Annotated in this window: 18 protein-coding genes; 9 read left to right on the forward strand and 9 right to left on the reverse strand. The window is 62.6% G+C overall.

Translation table 11 applies throughout. The annotated features are described in order from the left end of the window. Positions 1 to 9: 9 nt before the first annotated feature. The 4 genes from PMI07_RS00985 to hisS form a co-directional block, all read right to left on the reverse strand. The gene (locus tag PMI07_RS00985; protein WP_007770362.1) at positions 10 to 414 is read right to left on the reverse strand and encodes a GFA family protein; all 405 of its coding nucleotides are present in this window, start codon (positions 412 to 414) and stop codon (positions 10 to 12) included. 23 nt (positions 415 to 437) lie between these two features. Continuing rightward, complete coding sequence (gene hisG, locus PMI07_RS00990; protein WP_007770360.1) at positions 438 to 1,136, reverse strand: ATP phosphoribosyltransferase; 699 nt, start codon at positions 1,134 to 1,136, stop codon at positions 438 to 440. Further along, entirely contained in the window at positions 1,133 to 2,254 is a 1,122-nt protein-coding gene (locus PMI07_RS00995; RefSeq protein ID WP_024163456.1) for an ATP phosphoribosyltransferase regulatory subunit, read from the reverse strand. Before PMI07_RS00995 ends, hisG begins: the two co-directional genes overlap by 4 nt. Positions 2,255 to 2,458: 204 nt before the next feature. Then, entirely contained in the window at positions 2,459 to 3,979 is a 1,521-nt protein-coding gene (hisS, locus tag PMI07_RS01000; protein WP_007773781.1) for a histidine--tRNA ligase, read from the reverse strand. A gap of 160 nt (positions 3,980 to 4,139) precedes the next feature. Here hisS and PMI07_RS01005 point away from each other — a divergent pair, with 160 nt between their 5' ends. The 6 genes from PMI07_RS01005 (at position 4,140) to PMI07_RS01030 (ending at position 7,019) form a co-directional block, all read left to right on the forward strand. Beyond that, positions 4,140 to 4,367, forward strand: coding sequence for a ribbon-helix-helix domain-containing protein (locus tag PMI07_RS01005; RefSeq protein WP_007773780.1), 228 nt, complete (start codon positions 4,140 to 4,142; stop codon positions 4,365 to 4,367). Beyond that, positions 4,351 to 4,620, forward strand: a complete 270-nt coding sequence (locus PMI07_RS01010) for a type II toxin-antitoxin system RelE/ParE family toxin (RefSeq protein WP_007773779.1) — start codon at positions 4,351 to 4,353, stop codon at positions 4,618 to 4,620. The genes PMI07_RS01005 and PMI07_RS01010 overlap by 17 nt, the downstream gene beginning before the upstream one ends. 3 nt (positions 4,621 to 4,623) lie before the next feature. Next, a complete protein-coding gene (locus PMI07_RS01015) occupies positions 4,624 to 5,376 on the forward strand; it encodes a hypothetical protein (protein WP_007773777.1) in 753 nt (250 codons plus the stop codon). A 46-nt stretch (positions 5,377 to 5,422) separates the two neighbouring features. Further along, positions 5,423 to 5,797, forward strand: a complete 375-nt coding sequence (locus tag PMI07_RS01020; protein WP_007773776.1) for a hypothetical protein — start codon at positions 5,423 to 5,425, stop codon at positions 5,795 to 5,797. 56 nt (positions 5,798 to 5,853) lie between these two features. Next, the gene (locus PMI07_RS01025) at positions 5,854 to 6,225 is read left to right on the forward strand and encodes a DUF305 domain-containing protein (RefSeq protein WP_007773773.1); all 372 of its coding nucleotides are present in this window, start codon (positions 5,854 to 5,856) and stop codon (positions 6,223 to 6,225) included. 89 nt (positions 6,226 to 6,314) lie between these two features. After that, entirely contained in the window at positions 6,315 to 7,019 is a 705-nt protein-coding gene (locus PMI07_RS01030) for an HAD family hydrolase (RefSeq protein WP_007773771.1), read from the forward strand. Here the strand turns inward: PMI07_RS01030 and PMI07_RS01035 are convergent. Beyond that, complete coding sequence (locus tag PMI07_RS01035; RefSeq protein WP_007773769.1) at positions 7,006 to 7,635, reverse strand: DNA-3-methyladenine glycosylase I; 630 nt, start codon at positions 7,633 to 7,635, stop codon at positions 7,006 to 7,008. The genes PMI07_RS01030 and PMI07_RS01035 overlap by 14 nt on opposite strands. A 238-nt stretch (positions 7,636 to 7,873) precedes the next feature. Here PMI07_RS01035 and PMI07_RS01040 point away from each other — a divergent pair, with 238 nt between their 5' ends. Together PMI07_RS01040 and PMI07_RS01045 are read left to right on the forward strand one after the other, a co-directional pair. Continuing rightward, the gene (locus PMI07_RS01040) at positions 7,874 to 8,644 is read left to right on the forward strand and encodes a L,D-transpeptidase (protein ID WP_037084964.1); all 771 of its coding nucleotides are present in this window, start codon (positions 7,874 to 7,876) and stop codon (positions 8,642 to 8,644) included. 162 nt (positions 8,645 to 8,806) lie between these two features. Next, the gene (locus PMI07_RS01045; RefSeq protein WP_051484061.1) at positions 8,807 to 9,499 is read left to right on the forward strand and encodes a L,D-transpeptidase; all 693 of its coding nucleotides are present in this window, start codon (positions 8,807 to 8,809) and stop codon (positions 9,497 to 9,499) included. 53 nt (positions 9,500 to 9,552) lie between these two features. Here the strand turns inward: PMI07_RS01045 and PMI07_RS35915 are convergent, their stop codons facing one another. After that, the gene (locus PMI07_RS35915; RefSeq protein ID WP_280949758.1) at positions 9,553 to 9,684 is read right to left on the reverse strand and encodes a hypothetical protein; all 132 of its coding nucleotides are present in this window, start codon (positions 9,682 to 9,684) and stop codon (positions 9,553 to 9,555) included. Here PMI07_RS35915 and PMI07_RS01050 point away from each other — a divergent pair. After that, positions 9,683 to 10,402: an outer membrane beta-barrel protein gene (locus PMI07_RS01050; protein ID WP_007759566.1), complete on the forward strand. Its 720-nt coding sequence runs from the start codon at positions 9,683 to 9,685 to the stop codon at positions 10,400 to 10,402. The genes PMI07_RS35915 and PMI07_RS01050 overlap by 2 nt on opposite strands. Before the next feature lie 59 nt (positions 10,403 to 10,461). Here PMI07_RS01050 and glcF read toward each other — a convergent pair whose 3' ends face one another. From glcF to PMI07_RS01065, 3 genes are all read right to left on the reverse strand, one after another. Continuing rightward, the gene (gene glcF, locus PMI07_RS01055) at positions 10,462 to 11,766 is read right to left on the reverse strand and encodes a glycolate oxidase subunit GlcF (RefSeq protein WP_007759562.1); all 1,305 of its coding nucleotides are present in this window, start codon (positions 11,764 to 11,766) and stop codon (positions 10,462 to 10,464) included. 239 nt (positions 11,767 to 12,005) lie between these two features. Continuing rightward, positions 12,006 to 13,202, reverse strand: coding sequence for an FAD-binding protein (locus tag PMI07_RS01060; RefSeq protein ID WP_024163459.1), 1,197 nt, complete (start codon positions 13,200 to 13,202; stop codon positions 12,006 to 12,008). Then, the gene (locus tag PMI07_RS01065; protein WP_007756442.1) at positions 13,199 to 14,638 is read right to left on the reverse strand and encodes an FAD-linked oxidase C-terminal domain-containing protein; all 1,440 of its coding nucleotides are present in this window, start codon (positions 14,636 to 14,638) and stop codon (positions 13,199 to 13,201) included. Before PMI07_RS01065 ends, PMI07_RS01060 begins: the two co-directional genes overlap by 4 nt. Positions 14,639 to 14,643 lie beyond the last annotated feature (5 nt).

Here is a 14,643-nt window from a genome sequence, read left to right on the forward strand (position 1 = left end):
TTTTTGTTTTCAGTCCTTTTGCTTGGCAGGCAGTTCGCCGATATCCGCAAGCCAGGCAGGCGCGGAACGGCACCAGACCTGCCGCAGCGGCTTGATCTCCAGCCGCTGATCAATGCTGCCCCAACGAATGCCCCAGACTTTTGCGGCCTCGCCCTCGCCATTGACGAAGAGCTGCGATCCGCATTCGGGACAGAAATACTGCTGGCGGACGCGACCGCTCTCGGCCACCCGCTTGTACATCTTCGGCTGGTTGCCGGTGATCTTCAGGTCGCTATCGGAAACGACAGCCGTGACGCGGAACGGAGAGCCGGTCAGCTTCTGGCAATCCGAGCAATGGCAGATGGCGACACGCTGCGGATCAAGTTCCGCCTCATAGGTCGTCCGCCCGCAATGGCATCCGCCGGTGATATGCATGGGTGATCTCCTCCTCTTCGAATTCAGAGCGCGGCGCGCACGGCCTCCACGATCTTCGCGATACGCGGGTCTTCCTCGTGACCCGGTTTGCGGGCACGCACAAGGCAGGCCTCCGACTTCAGGATCACGCCATCCGACAGGATCTTCAGGTGGTTGGCCTTAAGCGTCGACCCTGTGGAGGTGATATCGACGATGATATCCGCCTGGCCGGCAGCCGGGGCCCCTTCCGTGGCGCCGAGGCTTTCGACGATGCGGTAGAGCTGGATGCCGTGCTGGCTCGAGAAGAACTGCTGGGTGAGCCGCCAGTATTTCGTGGCGATTCCGAGACGGCGGCCATGGCGGGCGCGAAAATCCGCCGCCACGTCGCCGAGATCGGCCATGGTTTCAACGTCGAGCCAGATTTCCGGCACCGCGACCACCACATCCGCCTGGCCGAAACCGAGGCGGGCGCAGAATTCCACGCGGCCGTCGGCGCCGGCCATGCCTTCGCGCACCAGGTCTTCGCCGGTGACGCCGAAATCGACGGCGCCGCTGGCGAGCTCGCGGGCAATCTCGGAGGCCGAGAGATAGGCGATCTCGACGCCGTCCATCCCCTCGATGCGGCCGCGATAGGAGCGGTCGTTGCCGACGGCGGAAATGGCAAGTCCGGCGCGTTCGAAGACTGCCGCGGTATCTTCCTTGATGCGGCCCTTGGAGGGCAGAGCGATCGTGATCGTGCTCATCTGGATGCCCTCGCGACTTCGATCCGGTCGAGCCAGAGCGAGAAACCGACAGCCGGAATATGCTCCCTGGCGCCGAGCAGGGTCAGCAGCCGGTCGAAACGACCGCCGCCGGCGAGCACTGCAGACGAACCCGCCTCGGTGACCTCAAAGACGAGGCCGGTATAATAATCGAGCGGGCGGCCGAAGGCGGCGCGGTAGGTCATGGCCGAGAGATCGGCGCCGGCATTGGCGAGTGCCGCCAGCCGCGCGTCGAAGCGGGAAACGGCGGGGCCGAGCTTCAGGTCGGCGGCATCGGCAAAACCTGCCAATGCGGCAGGCGCTTCGGCGAGCGGCAATTGCAGCGTCAGGAATTCACGCAGCAGGAGCAGAGCGGTTCCGTCGAGCCGGGTTTCGGCCAGTTCCAGCTTTTCCTTGAGCCTTCTCGCGATTTCGGTCGGCGAACGGCTGGCATTGGTGGAATAACCGGTTTCCTGCATGGTGCGGTCAATACGGGCCACGAGGTCCGCCTCGTTGTCCGAAGCGATCAGTTGGGCGATCTCCGGATCGAGGCCTGTGACCGGCTGGGGCTTGGCGAGCCGCTCCAGCAGCGCTTCGAGATGGGCCATGTCGCCGAACGCGTGGATCAACCGCCGCTGCCAGCCGAACGGCAGGCCGAGCGCCTTGACCACCGCCTCGAACACCGCCTGGTCGCCGAGCGTCAGGCTGAGCGTGCGGCCGGGCAGCAGCGCTTTCAGGATGCCGGTCGCATCGCCGATGGCGCGGGCGTCGGAACTGGCGATATCCTTGTCGCCAAGATCCTCGATGCCGGCCTGGTAGAATTCGTGGGAACCCTCGCGGCGCTGGCGGAAAACCTCACCGAGATAGGAATACCGTTTTGGCGTGCCGGTCGCCGTTTCGATGTGGCGCAGGCAGACCGGAATGGTGAATTCCGGACGCAGGCAGAGATTGGCGCCGGTCTCGCTTTCGGTGAGGAAAATGCGGCGGCGCAGATCCTCGCCGGCCATGTCGAGAAAGGGTTCGGCCGGTTGGATGACCGGCGTGTTGACCCGCTCGGTGCGGCGGGCGGCGAACTCGTCGAGGAGGTCGGCGGAGAAGTCCGGCATGTCGATCAGGGGCATGGAATCGCTCCCACCTTGCCACGAAGCCCCCCTCTGCCCTGCCGGGCATCTCCCCCTCGGGTGGGGAGATCACAAGCGGCATGACCGCCATTTCCAAAGCGGCGCAGCGGAAAGCGGGACATCAAAGAGGAAACGAGGTGCGAGCCGCCAGCCAATCTCCCCCCTTGAGGGGGAGATGTCCGGCAGGACAGAGGGGGGTGGAGCTCACGCATCGCCCGCCCTTTTCCGATCCTCCGCCTGAGCGGCCAAAATCTCCTTCACCTTGGCGACCAGATCCGCCTCGGGAACAGTATCCTGCGCCACGCGCGCTTCGCGCCAGCTGGCATTGTCCTCGATCTCGCCGGAGAGGCGCTTGCCCTCGATCAGGTCCTTCAGCTGCACGACGCCCTGCGCCCGCTCGTCGCCGCCCTGGATGATGGCGATCGGGCAGCCGCGTCGGTCGGCATATTTCAGCTGGTTGCCGAACTTCTTCCAGTTGCCCTGGTACATTTCGGCACGGATGCCTTCGTTGCGCAGTGCCTGGGTGAAGCGCTGGTAGCGGCCCATGCTCTCGACATCGCCATCCATGACGGTGATGAGAACCGGGGCGATCACCTCGTCCTGGCCGAGCTTGCCGAGGTTCTTCAACGCCGTCATCAGGCGCGACACGCCGATCGAGAAACCCGTCGCCGGGACGGGCTGGCCCATGAAGCGCGACACGAGGCCGTCGTATCGCCCGCCGCCGCCGACCGAGCCGAACACGACTTTTTCGCCCTTTTCGTTGGTGACGTCGAAGAGAAGTTCGGCTTCGAAGACTGGACCGGTGTAATATTCGAGGCCGCGGACGACGGAGGGGTCGATCTTGATGCGATCCGGGCCGTAACCGGCGCTAACAGCAAGCGCGCCGATCGTGTTCAGTTCATCGACGCCTTCGCCGCCCTGCGCCGTGCCGGCGACAAGTTCGCCAAGCTCGGCGGCACTTTCGGCGTAATTCTTGATGCCGACGAAGAAGAGCACCTTTTCGATTTGCTCTTCGCCCAGGCCCGCGCCCTTGGTGAAGTCGCCGGATTCATCCTTGCGGCCGGCACCAAGCAACAACCTGACGCCTTCGGGGCCGAACTTGTCGAGCTTGTCGATGGCACGCAGCACGTTCAGGCGCTGTCCACTCTTGTCCTCGCCGCCAAGCCCGATCGCCTCCATGACACCGTCCAGAACCTTGCGGTTGTTGACACGGATCACGTAGTCGCCGCGCTTGATGCCGAGCGCTTCCATCGTATCGGCCATCATCATGCACATTTCGGCATCCGCCTGGACGCCCGGCGCACCGACCGTATCGGCATCGAACTGCATGAACTGGCGGAAACGGCCCGGGCCCGGCTTCTCGTTGCGGAAGACGTAACCGGCGCGATAGGTGCGGAAGGGAAGCTGGATCTCGTTGAAATTCTCCGCGACATGGCGGGCGAGCGGCGCCGTCAGGTCGTAGCGCAGGCTCATCCACTGGTCGTCGTCGTCCTGAAGCGAAAAGACGCCCTCGTTCGGGCGGTCGCTGTCGGGCAGGAATTTTCCGAGCGCATCGGTATATTCGAACAGCGGCGTCTCGACCGGATCGAAACCGTAGCGTTCGTAGACCTCGCGGATTTTCGCGGTCATCTCGTTGGTGGCATGGATATCGGAGCTTGAGCGATCGACGAAGCCGCGCGGCAGGCGGGCTTTCAGTTTCTGCGGTTTCTTCTGCTTGTCGCTCATGATCGGAATTCCATTGCCAAAGGCCCCGGAGAGGCCGGATTTGTGTGCGGTTTCTTAGAGGATAGAGGCCGGAGCGGCAAGGGCGGCATCATGCCGGATACTGGAAGCTGCGGACATAAAGTGCTATACGGGCGAAGTCCCCGCTACAAAGGAACGCGCCGTGGGTAAGCACGCTGCCATTGAGCTCCCTGATGAGACGATCGAACGGCTCGAAGCATTGGCTGAGCGGACCGGAAAAGATCCTTCTGTTTATGTCACCGAGGCTGTGGAGCAGCTGTTAGAAGATATGGAAGATCTGCGTTTGGCCGAAGAGGCTACGCTCAGAATCCAGCGCGGAGAATCCGAAGTGATCAGCAGCGAGGAGTTCTGGCGTGGCTTGGTCGATTGAATTCGACAAGCTGGTCCGAAAACAAGTCGAAAAGCTCGATCCTCAAGTCCAAAAACGTATCCATTCCTTTCTTTATAACCATCTGGCAAAGCTCGATAGTCCGCGCCGGGCAGGCGAAGCCTTACACGGATCCGAACTGGGCAAGTTCTGGCGCTACAAGGTTGGCGATTACCGCGTCATCTGCGACATTCAGGACCACAAGCTTGTCGTGCTGGTGATCGAAATCGGCCACCGCCGAGAGGTCTATCGCTAATTCATGCTCATCGAAGCTCTCCAATATGCCGCGACCTCGCTGGTCACGCCGATGAAATTCCGCCCCTTCGTCCGCTCGTCCGTCAGCCTCTGGTCTCGCGCCGGGCGATGCGCGCGCGATTGGGCAGCGCACGAGGAGAATTGCAAGGCGTTCATCCGGGAAGCCACAGCCGACATGAAGCAGCGGCGGACCTGCGTCGTGCTCGGCTCGGGCCTGCTGCGGGACGTGCCGATCGATGATCTCTCGGCAAAATTCGATACGGTGGTGCTGGTCGACCTCGTGCATCTGGCGAGCGTGCGGATGCGGCTGAAGGCGAAACGGTTCCGGAATGTCCGGCTGATTTCGCGCGACCTCTCCGGCTTCGACGATGCGGTCGCAGCCAAAAATCCGGAGCCGCTGTCGTTCCTGCGGCAGGTGCCGTATCTCGATCTCGTCGTCTCGGCCAATATCCTGTCGCAGATCGGGGTCGGATCGAAGCGCCGGCTGGAAGCCGAAAATAATCCCGCGCGTGGCGAGATTTTGGAGCGGCTGGTCCGGGCGCATCTCGACGGCCTTGCAGCGCTGCCCTGCAAAACGGCCCTGATCACTGACACCGCCTATCGCGTCACGGATCGTGGCGGGCAGGTGCTTGAGGAAGCCGACCTGCTCTGCGGCGTGCCGGTGCCAGCGGCGAAACGGGCGTGGACCTGGCCGGTCGCGCCTTATGGCGAACTCAACAAGGAATATCAGGCGGTGCATGATGTCATCGCCTTGTGATGTTCAAGCGGTTGATTTCCGGGGAGACGATCGTAGATTCAAGGCCATGTCACGCCTTGCCGCCATCATGATGTTCTTCGCCTGGCTCCTTTACGGGGCCATGCCGGCCGTTGGCATGCCTTATGTGCAGGTGCCGGTCGAACATAACGCGCAGGTCATGCAGGATCGCCCCCAGCATCACGACCATGGCAAGATGACGGAAACGGCGAAGGCCTCGCATTCCCATGGGTCATCGCAGCAGCCCTGCCCGCATGGCGGCAAGACCTGTGTCACGCCCTTCTGCGCCGCTTGCCTGACGCTGCTGCCGGAACTGGCGATCGGCGAAAACGGCCGGTCTGCCTATGCCTATCCCTCGCCGGCCATTGAGCAGGCGCTGGTCTCTCCAGCAACCGCGCCGCTGACGCCCCCTCCCCGCGTCTGACGGAATTCAAATCTACGTCATCATTAAATTCTGTCGGACACGGAAAAGGAAACCCTATGTCTGCGAAATTCGTTCTCATGACCGCCGCCCTCTCCGCTCTCCTCGCCGGCCCGCTCGCGGCGCAGGAGATGAAGGGCATGGACCACTCCAAGATGGGCATGCCGACGGGCGGCAGCCCCTCCACCAAGGCATTTGAAGATGCAAACGCCAAAATGCACAAGGATATGGCGATCCAGTATTCGGGCGATGCGGATGTGGACTTCGTCCGCAGCATGATCCCGCATCACCAGGGCGCAATCGACATGGCCAAGGTCGAGCTTGCGCATGGTAAGGATCCGGAAATCCGCAAGCTGGCGCAAGCCGTCATCAAGGCGCAGGAGGCGGAAATCGCCGACATGCAGGCCTGGTTGAAGGCGCACGGCAAGTAAAAAGTCTCCGTGATCGATATGGCGCTGGGCAGGCTTTCATCTTGCCCGGCGCCGTCTTTTTCGCCATATGAGCGAATGGAGGCAGATCCATGCGCCCGATTACCGCCATCGGCTTCGATGCCGACGATACGCTCTGGCAGAACGAACAATATTACCGGCTGACGGAGGAACACTTCGCCACGCTGCTCGGCGAGTTCGCCGAAGGCGCTCACATCTCCGAGCGGCTGCTCGAAGCGGAAAAACGCAATCTTTCCCATTACGGTTTCGGCATCAAGGGTTTCACCCTGTCGATGATCGAGACGGCAATCGAAATCACCGGCGGCAAGGTGCCGACGAGAACGATCAGCGAGATACTCGATATCGGCCGCGACCTGCTGCGCCATCCGGTCGAAACCCTGCCGCATGTGGAAGAAACGCTCGAGGCGCTGAATGGCGAATATCTGTTGGTGCTGATCACCAAGGGCGACCTGTTCGACCAGGAGCGGAAGCTGGCGCAATCGGGTCTCGGCGATTTTTTCGATGCGGTGGAGATCGTCAGCGACAAGAACGCCACCACCTATCGCCGTATCTTCTCCAAGGTTGCCGACGGGCCGGAGCGGGCGATGATGGTCGGCAATTCGCTGAAATCCGATATCGTGCCGGCGATCGCGGCCGGAAGCTACGGCGTGTTCGTGCCGCATGCTCTGACCTGGGTGCTGGAACAGGTGGACGTGCCGACCGCAGCACCACGCTTCCGCCAGATCGGCCATCTCGGCGAACTCACTTCGGTGATCTCGAAGATCACGGGCGTTTGAATTTCAGCCTCAGTGCGTCGACCTCGCGCTGGCAGAAACAGCCGTCGAGATGGTCGTTGACCATGCCCATGGCCTGCATGAAGGCGTAGACGGTGGTCGGACCGACGAATGTCCAGCCGCGCTTCTTCAAGGCTTTCGACAGCTGCACCGATACCGGCGTGGTGGGGTTGGCCCTGAGCGTGGTGAGGTCCATCACGGCCGGACGCAGATGCGTGGCCGGTTCGAAGCTCCAGAAGAATTTGGCGAGCGAACCGAACTCGCCCTTGAGTTCGATGGCGCGCGCGGCATTGTTGATGGTCGAGACGATCTTGCCGCGATGGCGGATGATGCCCGCATCGCCGAGGCAGCGGGCGATATCCGCCTCGCCGAACCGCGCGACCTCAACGAAATCGAAACCGGCAAAGGCGGCACGGAAATTTTCGCGTTTCCTGAGGATCGTCAGCCAGGACAGGCCGGACTGGAAACCTTCGAGGCAGATCTTCTCGAACAGGCGGATGTCGTCCGTCACCGGCCGGCCCCATTCCTCGTCGTGATAGTGCCGGTAGTCTTCGAGACCGCCATGCCAGGAGCAACGCCCCTTGCCATCCTCGCCGATGATGATTCCTGCCTTTTCCATTCCTGCTCCCAGACCCAAACCATTTGGTTAACAGCTTTTCCGCCGGCTTTAACATCGGTCAACCATGTTTCAAAACCGGGCGGTAACCCTGCCAAAGGGTTTATAGGCCCGCCGGCTTTCAATGTTCCACCCGTTTACCATTCGCTTTCACCTCGTGGTCACCATGTTCGTCAACACCGACGCCAGTTATCAAGTGCTTGAAGGGCGTCCGGTCGGTGATTTGTAACGAGTGGATCCGATCATGAAGAAAACCCTTTTCCTGGCCTTCGGCCTTGCGACTGCCCTGTCGAACCTTGCCCTTTCCGGTGCCGCCCTTGCCCAGGACCGATATCGTGAACGCCCGCCCGTCGTCGTCAGCCCCGATCTTGCCGCCCCATGGGTGATGCAGCTCGCCGGGCCGAACGGTCGCCCGGTCGTCTATCCGCGTCAGGCCGCCCAGCCGCGCACCATCTATCAGCAGCGCGAGCAGCAGCCGGTGGTTCGCCGCGGCATCTTCGACCGCTCCCCGGCACAGCAGGTCGCGATGCGCCCACAGCCGCTCCGCAGCCAGATCGAACCGCAGTTCCTGCCGCAGACGGTCGCTTACGACACCAAGGAGAAGGCCGGCACGATCGTCATCGACACCAACAACCGCTTCCTCTATCTGGTCACGGGCAACGGCCAGGCCCGTCGCTATGGCGTCGGCGTCGGCAAGCCGGGCTTCGAATGGGCCGGCGAGCACCGGGTGACCCGCAAGGCCGAGTGGCCGGACTGGACGCCGCCTTCGGAAATGATCCAGCGCGAAGCCGCCAAGGGCCACTACCTGCCGGCTCGCATGGACGGCGGACCGGAAAACCCGCTCGGCGCCCGCGCCATGTATCTCGGCTCGACGCTCTATCGCATCCACGGCACCAACGCTCCCTGGTCGATCGGCAGCGCCGTCTCGTCCGGCTGCATCCGCATGCGCAACGAAGATGTGACGGATCTCTACGAACGGGTGAACATCGGGACCAAAGTCATCGTCATGTAATACCCGCCCGTCCCCAAGGTGAGGCGGCGGAGACACAGTCCCGCCGCCTTTTTACCATCACATCTTCTTTATTAGACCTACTCCCGCTTGTTTTGACGCCCGAGTCGGTTAGCCTCCGCCGTTCAACAAATCGGAGAGGACCTTGGGATGAAATTTGGGGGAATGAGGACAGGCAAGACCCTCGCGATGGCCATGGGGATGGCTGGTGCGATCTTCTTCACCGCCGGACATGCCAGCGCATTCGGCCCGGCAGCACCGTTTATGGAACGCCCGGCGAGCGACGTGACGCTGGTCGCGATGCCGCGGGAAGTGCCGGAAGAATTCAAGCGTCGCATGGTGCGCTTCTCGTCGACCGAAAAGCCTGGCACGATCATCGTCGATACCAACAACAAGTTTCTCTATTATATCGAGGGCCCCAACCGGGCGACCCGCTACGGCATCGGCGTCGGGCGCGAAGGGTTCGGCTGGTCCGGCGTCGTCAATGTCGGCCGCAAGGCGGAGTGGCCTTCATGGACGCCGCCGGCTGAAATGCGTGTCCGCGAACGGCGGGCCGGTCGCATCCTGCCGGCCGTGCAGGAAGGCGGCATCGACAACCCGCTCGGTGCCCGTGCCATGTATCTCTACAAGGGCGGCCGCGACACGATCTTCCGCATCCACGGCACCAACCAGCCCTGGACGATCGGTCTCAACATGTCGTCCGGTTGCATCCGCATGATGAACAAGGACGTCGAGCACCTTTATTCGCGCGCCGACATCGGCACCAAGGTGATCGTCATCGGCCCCGGCAACCGGCAGGGGAAAGTCGATTTCGAAGATCGCGGAATCGATATTTTCGGCACGATTTTCGGCGGCTGAGGCGGCTACCTAGAGGTCCGAAAGAGCGGCAAAAGCCGCTCTTTTTCATGGGTTTAGATTTCGTTAACCATAACTGGCTTAGCTTCGTCGGCGACTGGTGCAAAAAAAGCACAGACCGGCGAGGCATCCGCCGCTAAATATTGAGTCACCAAAAAGCCAACGTTCCTCCCTGCAGGCTGATTCATGCGCAAAATCCTTTCCTTCGCCTTCGCATCTACGCTTCTCACAGCTGGTCTTGCTTATATTGCTCCGGCTCAGGCAGCCGACCTGACCCCCGCTGCTCCCGCCTATGTGGCTCCGGCCAGCACCGGTGGTTTTGAAATCTCCGGTTACGGCGGCTACCAATTCGCACCGCATTCCGACGTCGATGTCTCGGACGGTCCTGACTTCGCAGCCGGCTGGGATACCAAGCCCTTCGCGATGCCTCCCTACTGGGGTATCCGCGGCACCTACTGGTTCGATGGCGGTGCCCTGACGAACTGGGGTGTCTCGCTCGATTACACCCATGCCAAGGTCTATGCAGACGACGAAACCATGGCTAAGGCGGGCGGCTGGAGCGTCTTCGAATTCACCGACGGCCTGAACCTGCTGACGCTGAACGCGCTCTACAAGTTCCCGATCGAAGGCAGCAAGTGGACGCCTTATGTCGGCGCCGGTGTCGGTATCAACGTGCCGCATGTCGAGGTGACCCGCGCTTCCGGCCGCACCTTCGAATATCAGTTCGGCGGCGCGACGATCCAGGCCCAGGCCGGCGTGAAGTACCAGCTCACCGAAAAGTGGTCGATGTTTGCCGAATACAAGGGCAACTACTCGTTCGTGGATGTGGATATCGACAGCGGCGCTTCGCTGAAGACCAACATCCTGACGCATGCCATCAACCTCGGCGTCTCCTACAAGTTCTGAGGGCCAGAACCTTCGACGAAAAAGCCGGCGATTTCGCCGGCTTTTTTGTTGGACCGAATTTATCTGCCCGGGATCTTTTCCGGCTTCGGGCCGCCATAGGCCCAATCCAGAAGCTCCACCGTGTGGAGGATCGGGATGGCGGTGCCGGAGGCGATCTGGGTGATGCAGCCGATATTGCCGGTGGCGATCACATCGGCCTTGGTGGCCTCGATATTCCTCACCTTGCGGGCCTTCAACTGCGCCGAGATGTCCGGCTGCAGGATGTTGTAGGTGCCAGCCGAGCCGCAGCAGAGATGCCCCTCGCCCGGATCGCGGACGGTAAAACCCGCCGCCTTCAGGAGGTTCTTGGGCGCCATGGTGATCTTCTGGCCATGCTGCATGGAACAGGCAGAATGATAGGCGACGTTGAGCCGCTTCGGCTCGAGTCTCGGAAGGTCGAGCGTCGAAAGATACTCGGTGATATCCTTGGCGAGGTTCGAGACCCTTGCCGCCTTGTCCGCATAGGCCGGATCGAGGCGGAGCATGTGGCCATAATCCTTGATCGTCGTGCCACAGCCGGACGCGGTTATGATGATCGCATCGAGCCCGCCATTGTCGATTTCGCGCGTCCAGACATCGACATTGCGACGGGCGAAATCGAGCGCCTGCTCCTCGCGGCCCATGTGGTGCACGAGCGCGCCGCAGCAGCCCTCGCCTTCAGGTACAACCACTTCGACACCGAATCGAGCGAGAAGCCTGAGCGTCGCGTCGTTGATGTCCGGATCGAGCACCGGCTGGGCGCAGCCGGACAGGATCGCGACGCGACCACGCTTCTCGATCTCAGGCGCACGGATGCCGGGGTTGGCGGAGTCGGAAACCCTGGCGGTGGATTTCGGGGCGAGATCCAGCATCGCGCCGAGCGGTTTCAACGCCGGAACACGGTTCAGGAGGGGCGCGAAGGGGCGTCCAAGCCTGGCCAGACCAAGTGCGATGCGAAATCGGGCGGGATAGGGCAGCACGGCGGCGAGCAGGCTGCGGATCAGCCGGTCGATCAGCGGGCGCCGGTAGGTGTTTTCGATATGGATGCGGGCATGGTCGACCAGGTGCATGTAGTCGACGCCAGACGGACAGGTGGTGACACAGGCAAGACAGGAGAGACAGCGGTCGATATGGGTGACCACTTCCTCATCCGCAGGCCGGCCGTTTTCCAGCATGTCCTTGATCAGATAGATGCGGCCGCGCGGGCTGTCGAGTTCGTTGCCGAGGGTGACGTAGGTGGGACAGGTGGCGGTGCAGAACCCGCAATGAACGCAACGGCGGAGGATCTGCTCGGATTCGGCCACATGCGGGTCGGCGAGTTGGGCGAGGGTGAAGTTGGTTTGCATTTATTGGGTATCCCTCGCGGACATTGCATCTTCACCGACGGCTCTGCGTTTCGCCAGCCCCCCTCTGTCCTGCCGGACATCTCCCCCTCGAGGGGGGAGATCGGCAGGAAGCACGGACGTCATTTCCACCAGTCCCGTCGAGATGGGCGAAACGCTGCTCCGATTCGATCTCCCCCCTTGAGGGGGAGATGTCCGGCAGGACAGAGGGGGGTATGCCGGGAACACTACCATTGCCGTATTCACCCCATCTTGCCCGGACTGAAAATACCGGCCGGGTCGAGTTTCTGTTTGACGCGCGCCGAAAGCGCCGCAACGGCATCCGGCTGCGGCTCGAAGGCCTGCGTCTGCGCACGCACGGCATCCGATGCCCGCAGCAGCGTCGCGTGACCGCCGCCGAGCGCGCGGATGTAGCGGCGCAGCAAATCCGCCTCCGGATCGGCTTCCATGCGCATCCAGACCAACCCGCCCTGCCAGTCGTAGAAGGCATCGACGCCGGCTTCGAGCCGGAGAGCGGCAACCAGCTGGTGGCCTGCCGAGGGGGCAACGGAGACCCGCCAGACGGGCTTCAAAGTTCCATCCGAATAGGGATAGACATCGCGGACCTGCCGCCAGAGCGTTTGGCTCTCCTCCTGGCCCAGCCGCGAGACCGGACCGAATGCCTGCATGACGGCAGCCAGTTTTTCGGCCCGCACCGCAACGGAGGCAGCAAGGCCTTCGAGGCGCAAGACGGTAGCCTCGCCTGCCGGCAAGCCGCCGCCGAGGAAGCGGAACCGGACGGTCTGCGGCAGATGGGCTGACCCTGAAACTTCGACCGGCAGCGCCATCGCCGCCGCCATCGCTTTCGCGGCAGCCGCGTCGTCGAGACCGGAGATGACGATGGTTTCCACCGTCTGCGGCACCGGCAGCACCCGGAAGGTCACCTCGGTCAGGAAACCGAGCGTGCCGTGCGAGCCGGCCAGAAGCTTGACCAGATCGAGGCCGGTGACGTTCTTCATCACCCGGCCGCCGGCGCGGATCGCCTCGCCCCGGCCGTTGATGAACCGGATGCCGAGCAGGCTGTCACGGGCGGCACCGGAGACGAATCGGCGCGGGCCCGAGACATTGGCGGCAAACACGCCGCCGATTGTCGGCTCGCCGAGCGTACCCATCACGCCGCGATGGTCCATCGGCTCGAAGGCCATCATTTGGCGATTGGCGGCAAGCGTCGCCTCGATCTCGGCGACCGGCGTGCCGGCTCTCACCGTCATCACCATTTCCGCCGGTTCGTAATCGACGATGCCGGAAAGGCCGGTCGAGCTCACCATTTCGGCCGGCTCGGCGGTGTTGCCGAAACCGGCGCGGGTGCTACCGCCGCAAAGGGCGACCTTCTTGCCGTCGTTCGCAGCATTGCGGATGATATAGGCGGCATCCACCTCGGAATTCGGTATCAGCGTCATGCTGTGGGCCGTCCATCGAGCGGGAAGACTTTCGACGGATTGAGTATCCAGTCTTCATCGAAAGCGTAACGCACCGCCATCTGCTGGTTGAGATCGGCCTCGGAATACTGATGGCGCATCAGGTCGCGTTTCTCGATGCCGACGCCGTGTTCGCCGGTGAGGCATCCGCCGGCATCGACGCAGAGTTTCAGGATCTCGTTGCCCGCCTCTTCGGCCCTGGCCGCATCCTCGGGATCGTTAGCGTTGAAGAGGATCAACGGGTGCATGTTGCCGTCGCCGGCATGGAAGACGTTGGCGACCCGCAGCCCGAAGCGGTCGATGATCTCGGACGTCTTGTTAAGCACATAGGAGAGCTTGCCGAGCGGCACGGTGCCATCCATGCAGATATAGTCGGCGATGCGGCCGGTGGCGCCGAAGGCGGACTTGCGGCCTTTCCAGATCAATGCGGCTTCGGTGGCCGACTGGCTTTCGCGCACGGTCTTGACGCCATGGCGGCCGGCGATCTCGACGATGGCCTTCAGCATCGCGTCCATTTCGGCCTCGGAACCCTCGACCTCGACGATCAGCAGCGCTTCGACGTCGAGCGGATAGCCCGCATGAGCGAATGCCTCGCAGATTTCGATCGCGGGCTTGTCCATGAATTCGATGGCGACCGGGATGATGCCCGAGCCGATGATATCGGCGACGCAGGCGCCTGCATGTTCGGACGTATCGAAGCCGAACAGGACCGGGCGAGCACCTTCCGGCTTGGCGATCAGCCGCACCACGGCCTCAGTGACGATGCCGAGCTGGCCTTCCGAACCGCAGACGAGGCCGAGCAGGTCGTAACCTGCCGCGTCGAGATGCTTGCCACCGAGCTCGATCACGGTGCCATCGACCAGCACCATCTTCACGCCGAGCAGATTGTTGGTGGTGACGCCGTATTTCAGACAGTGGGCGCCGCCGGAATTCATGCCGATATTGCCGCCGATCGTGCAGGCGAGCTGCGAGCTCGGGTCGGGCGCGTAGAAAAAGCCGTCTATGCCGACCGCTTCGGAGATGTTGAGATTGGTGACGCCGGCCTGGACGGTGGCGGTGCGGTTGGCATAGTCGACTTCCAGGATGCGCGACATCTTGGAAAGACCGAGCACGACCGCATCCTCCTGCGGGATGGCGCCGCCGGAGAGCGAGGTGCCGGCCCCGCGCGGCACGACCGGAATGCCGTAGCGATTGCAGTATTTCATTACGGCGGCCACCTGCGCCGTCGTCTTCGGCAGGGCGACGGCCATCGGCAGGCGGCGGTAGGAGACGAATGCGTCGGTCTCGAACGGCACCAGCTCGCGGGCCTCATGCACCAGGCATTCGGGCGGCAGAAGCTCGGTCAGATCGGCAATGATCGCCGCCCGGCGCGACAGCACCGCCTCGCGAGGCTTCAGAAAACTGATCGTATCGGCCACCGGAT

It is taken from the genome of Rhizobium sp. CF080 (assembly GCF_000282095.2).
In the GTDB taxonomy this organism is placed as follows: domain Bacteria; phylum Pseudomonadota; class Alphaproteobacteria; order Rhizobiales; family Rhizobiaceae; genus Neorhizobium.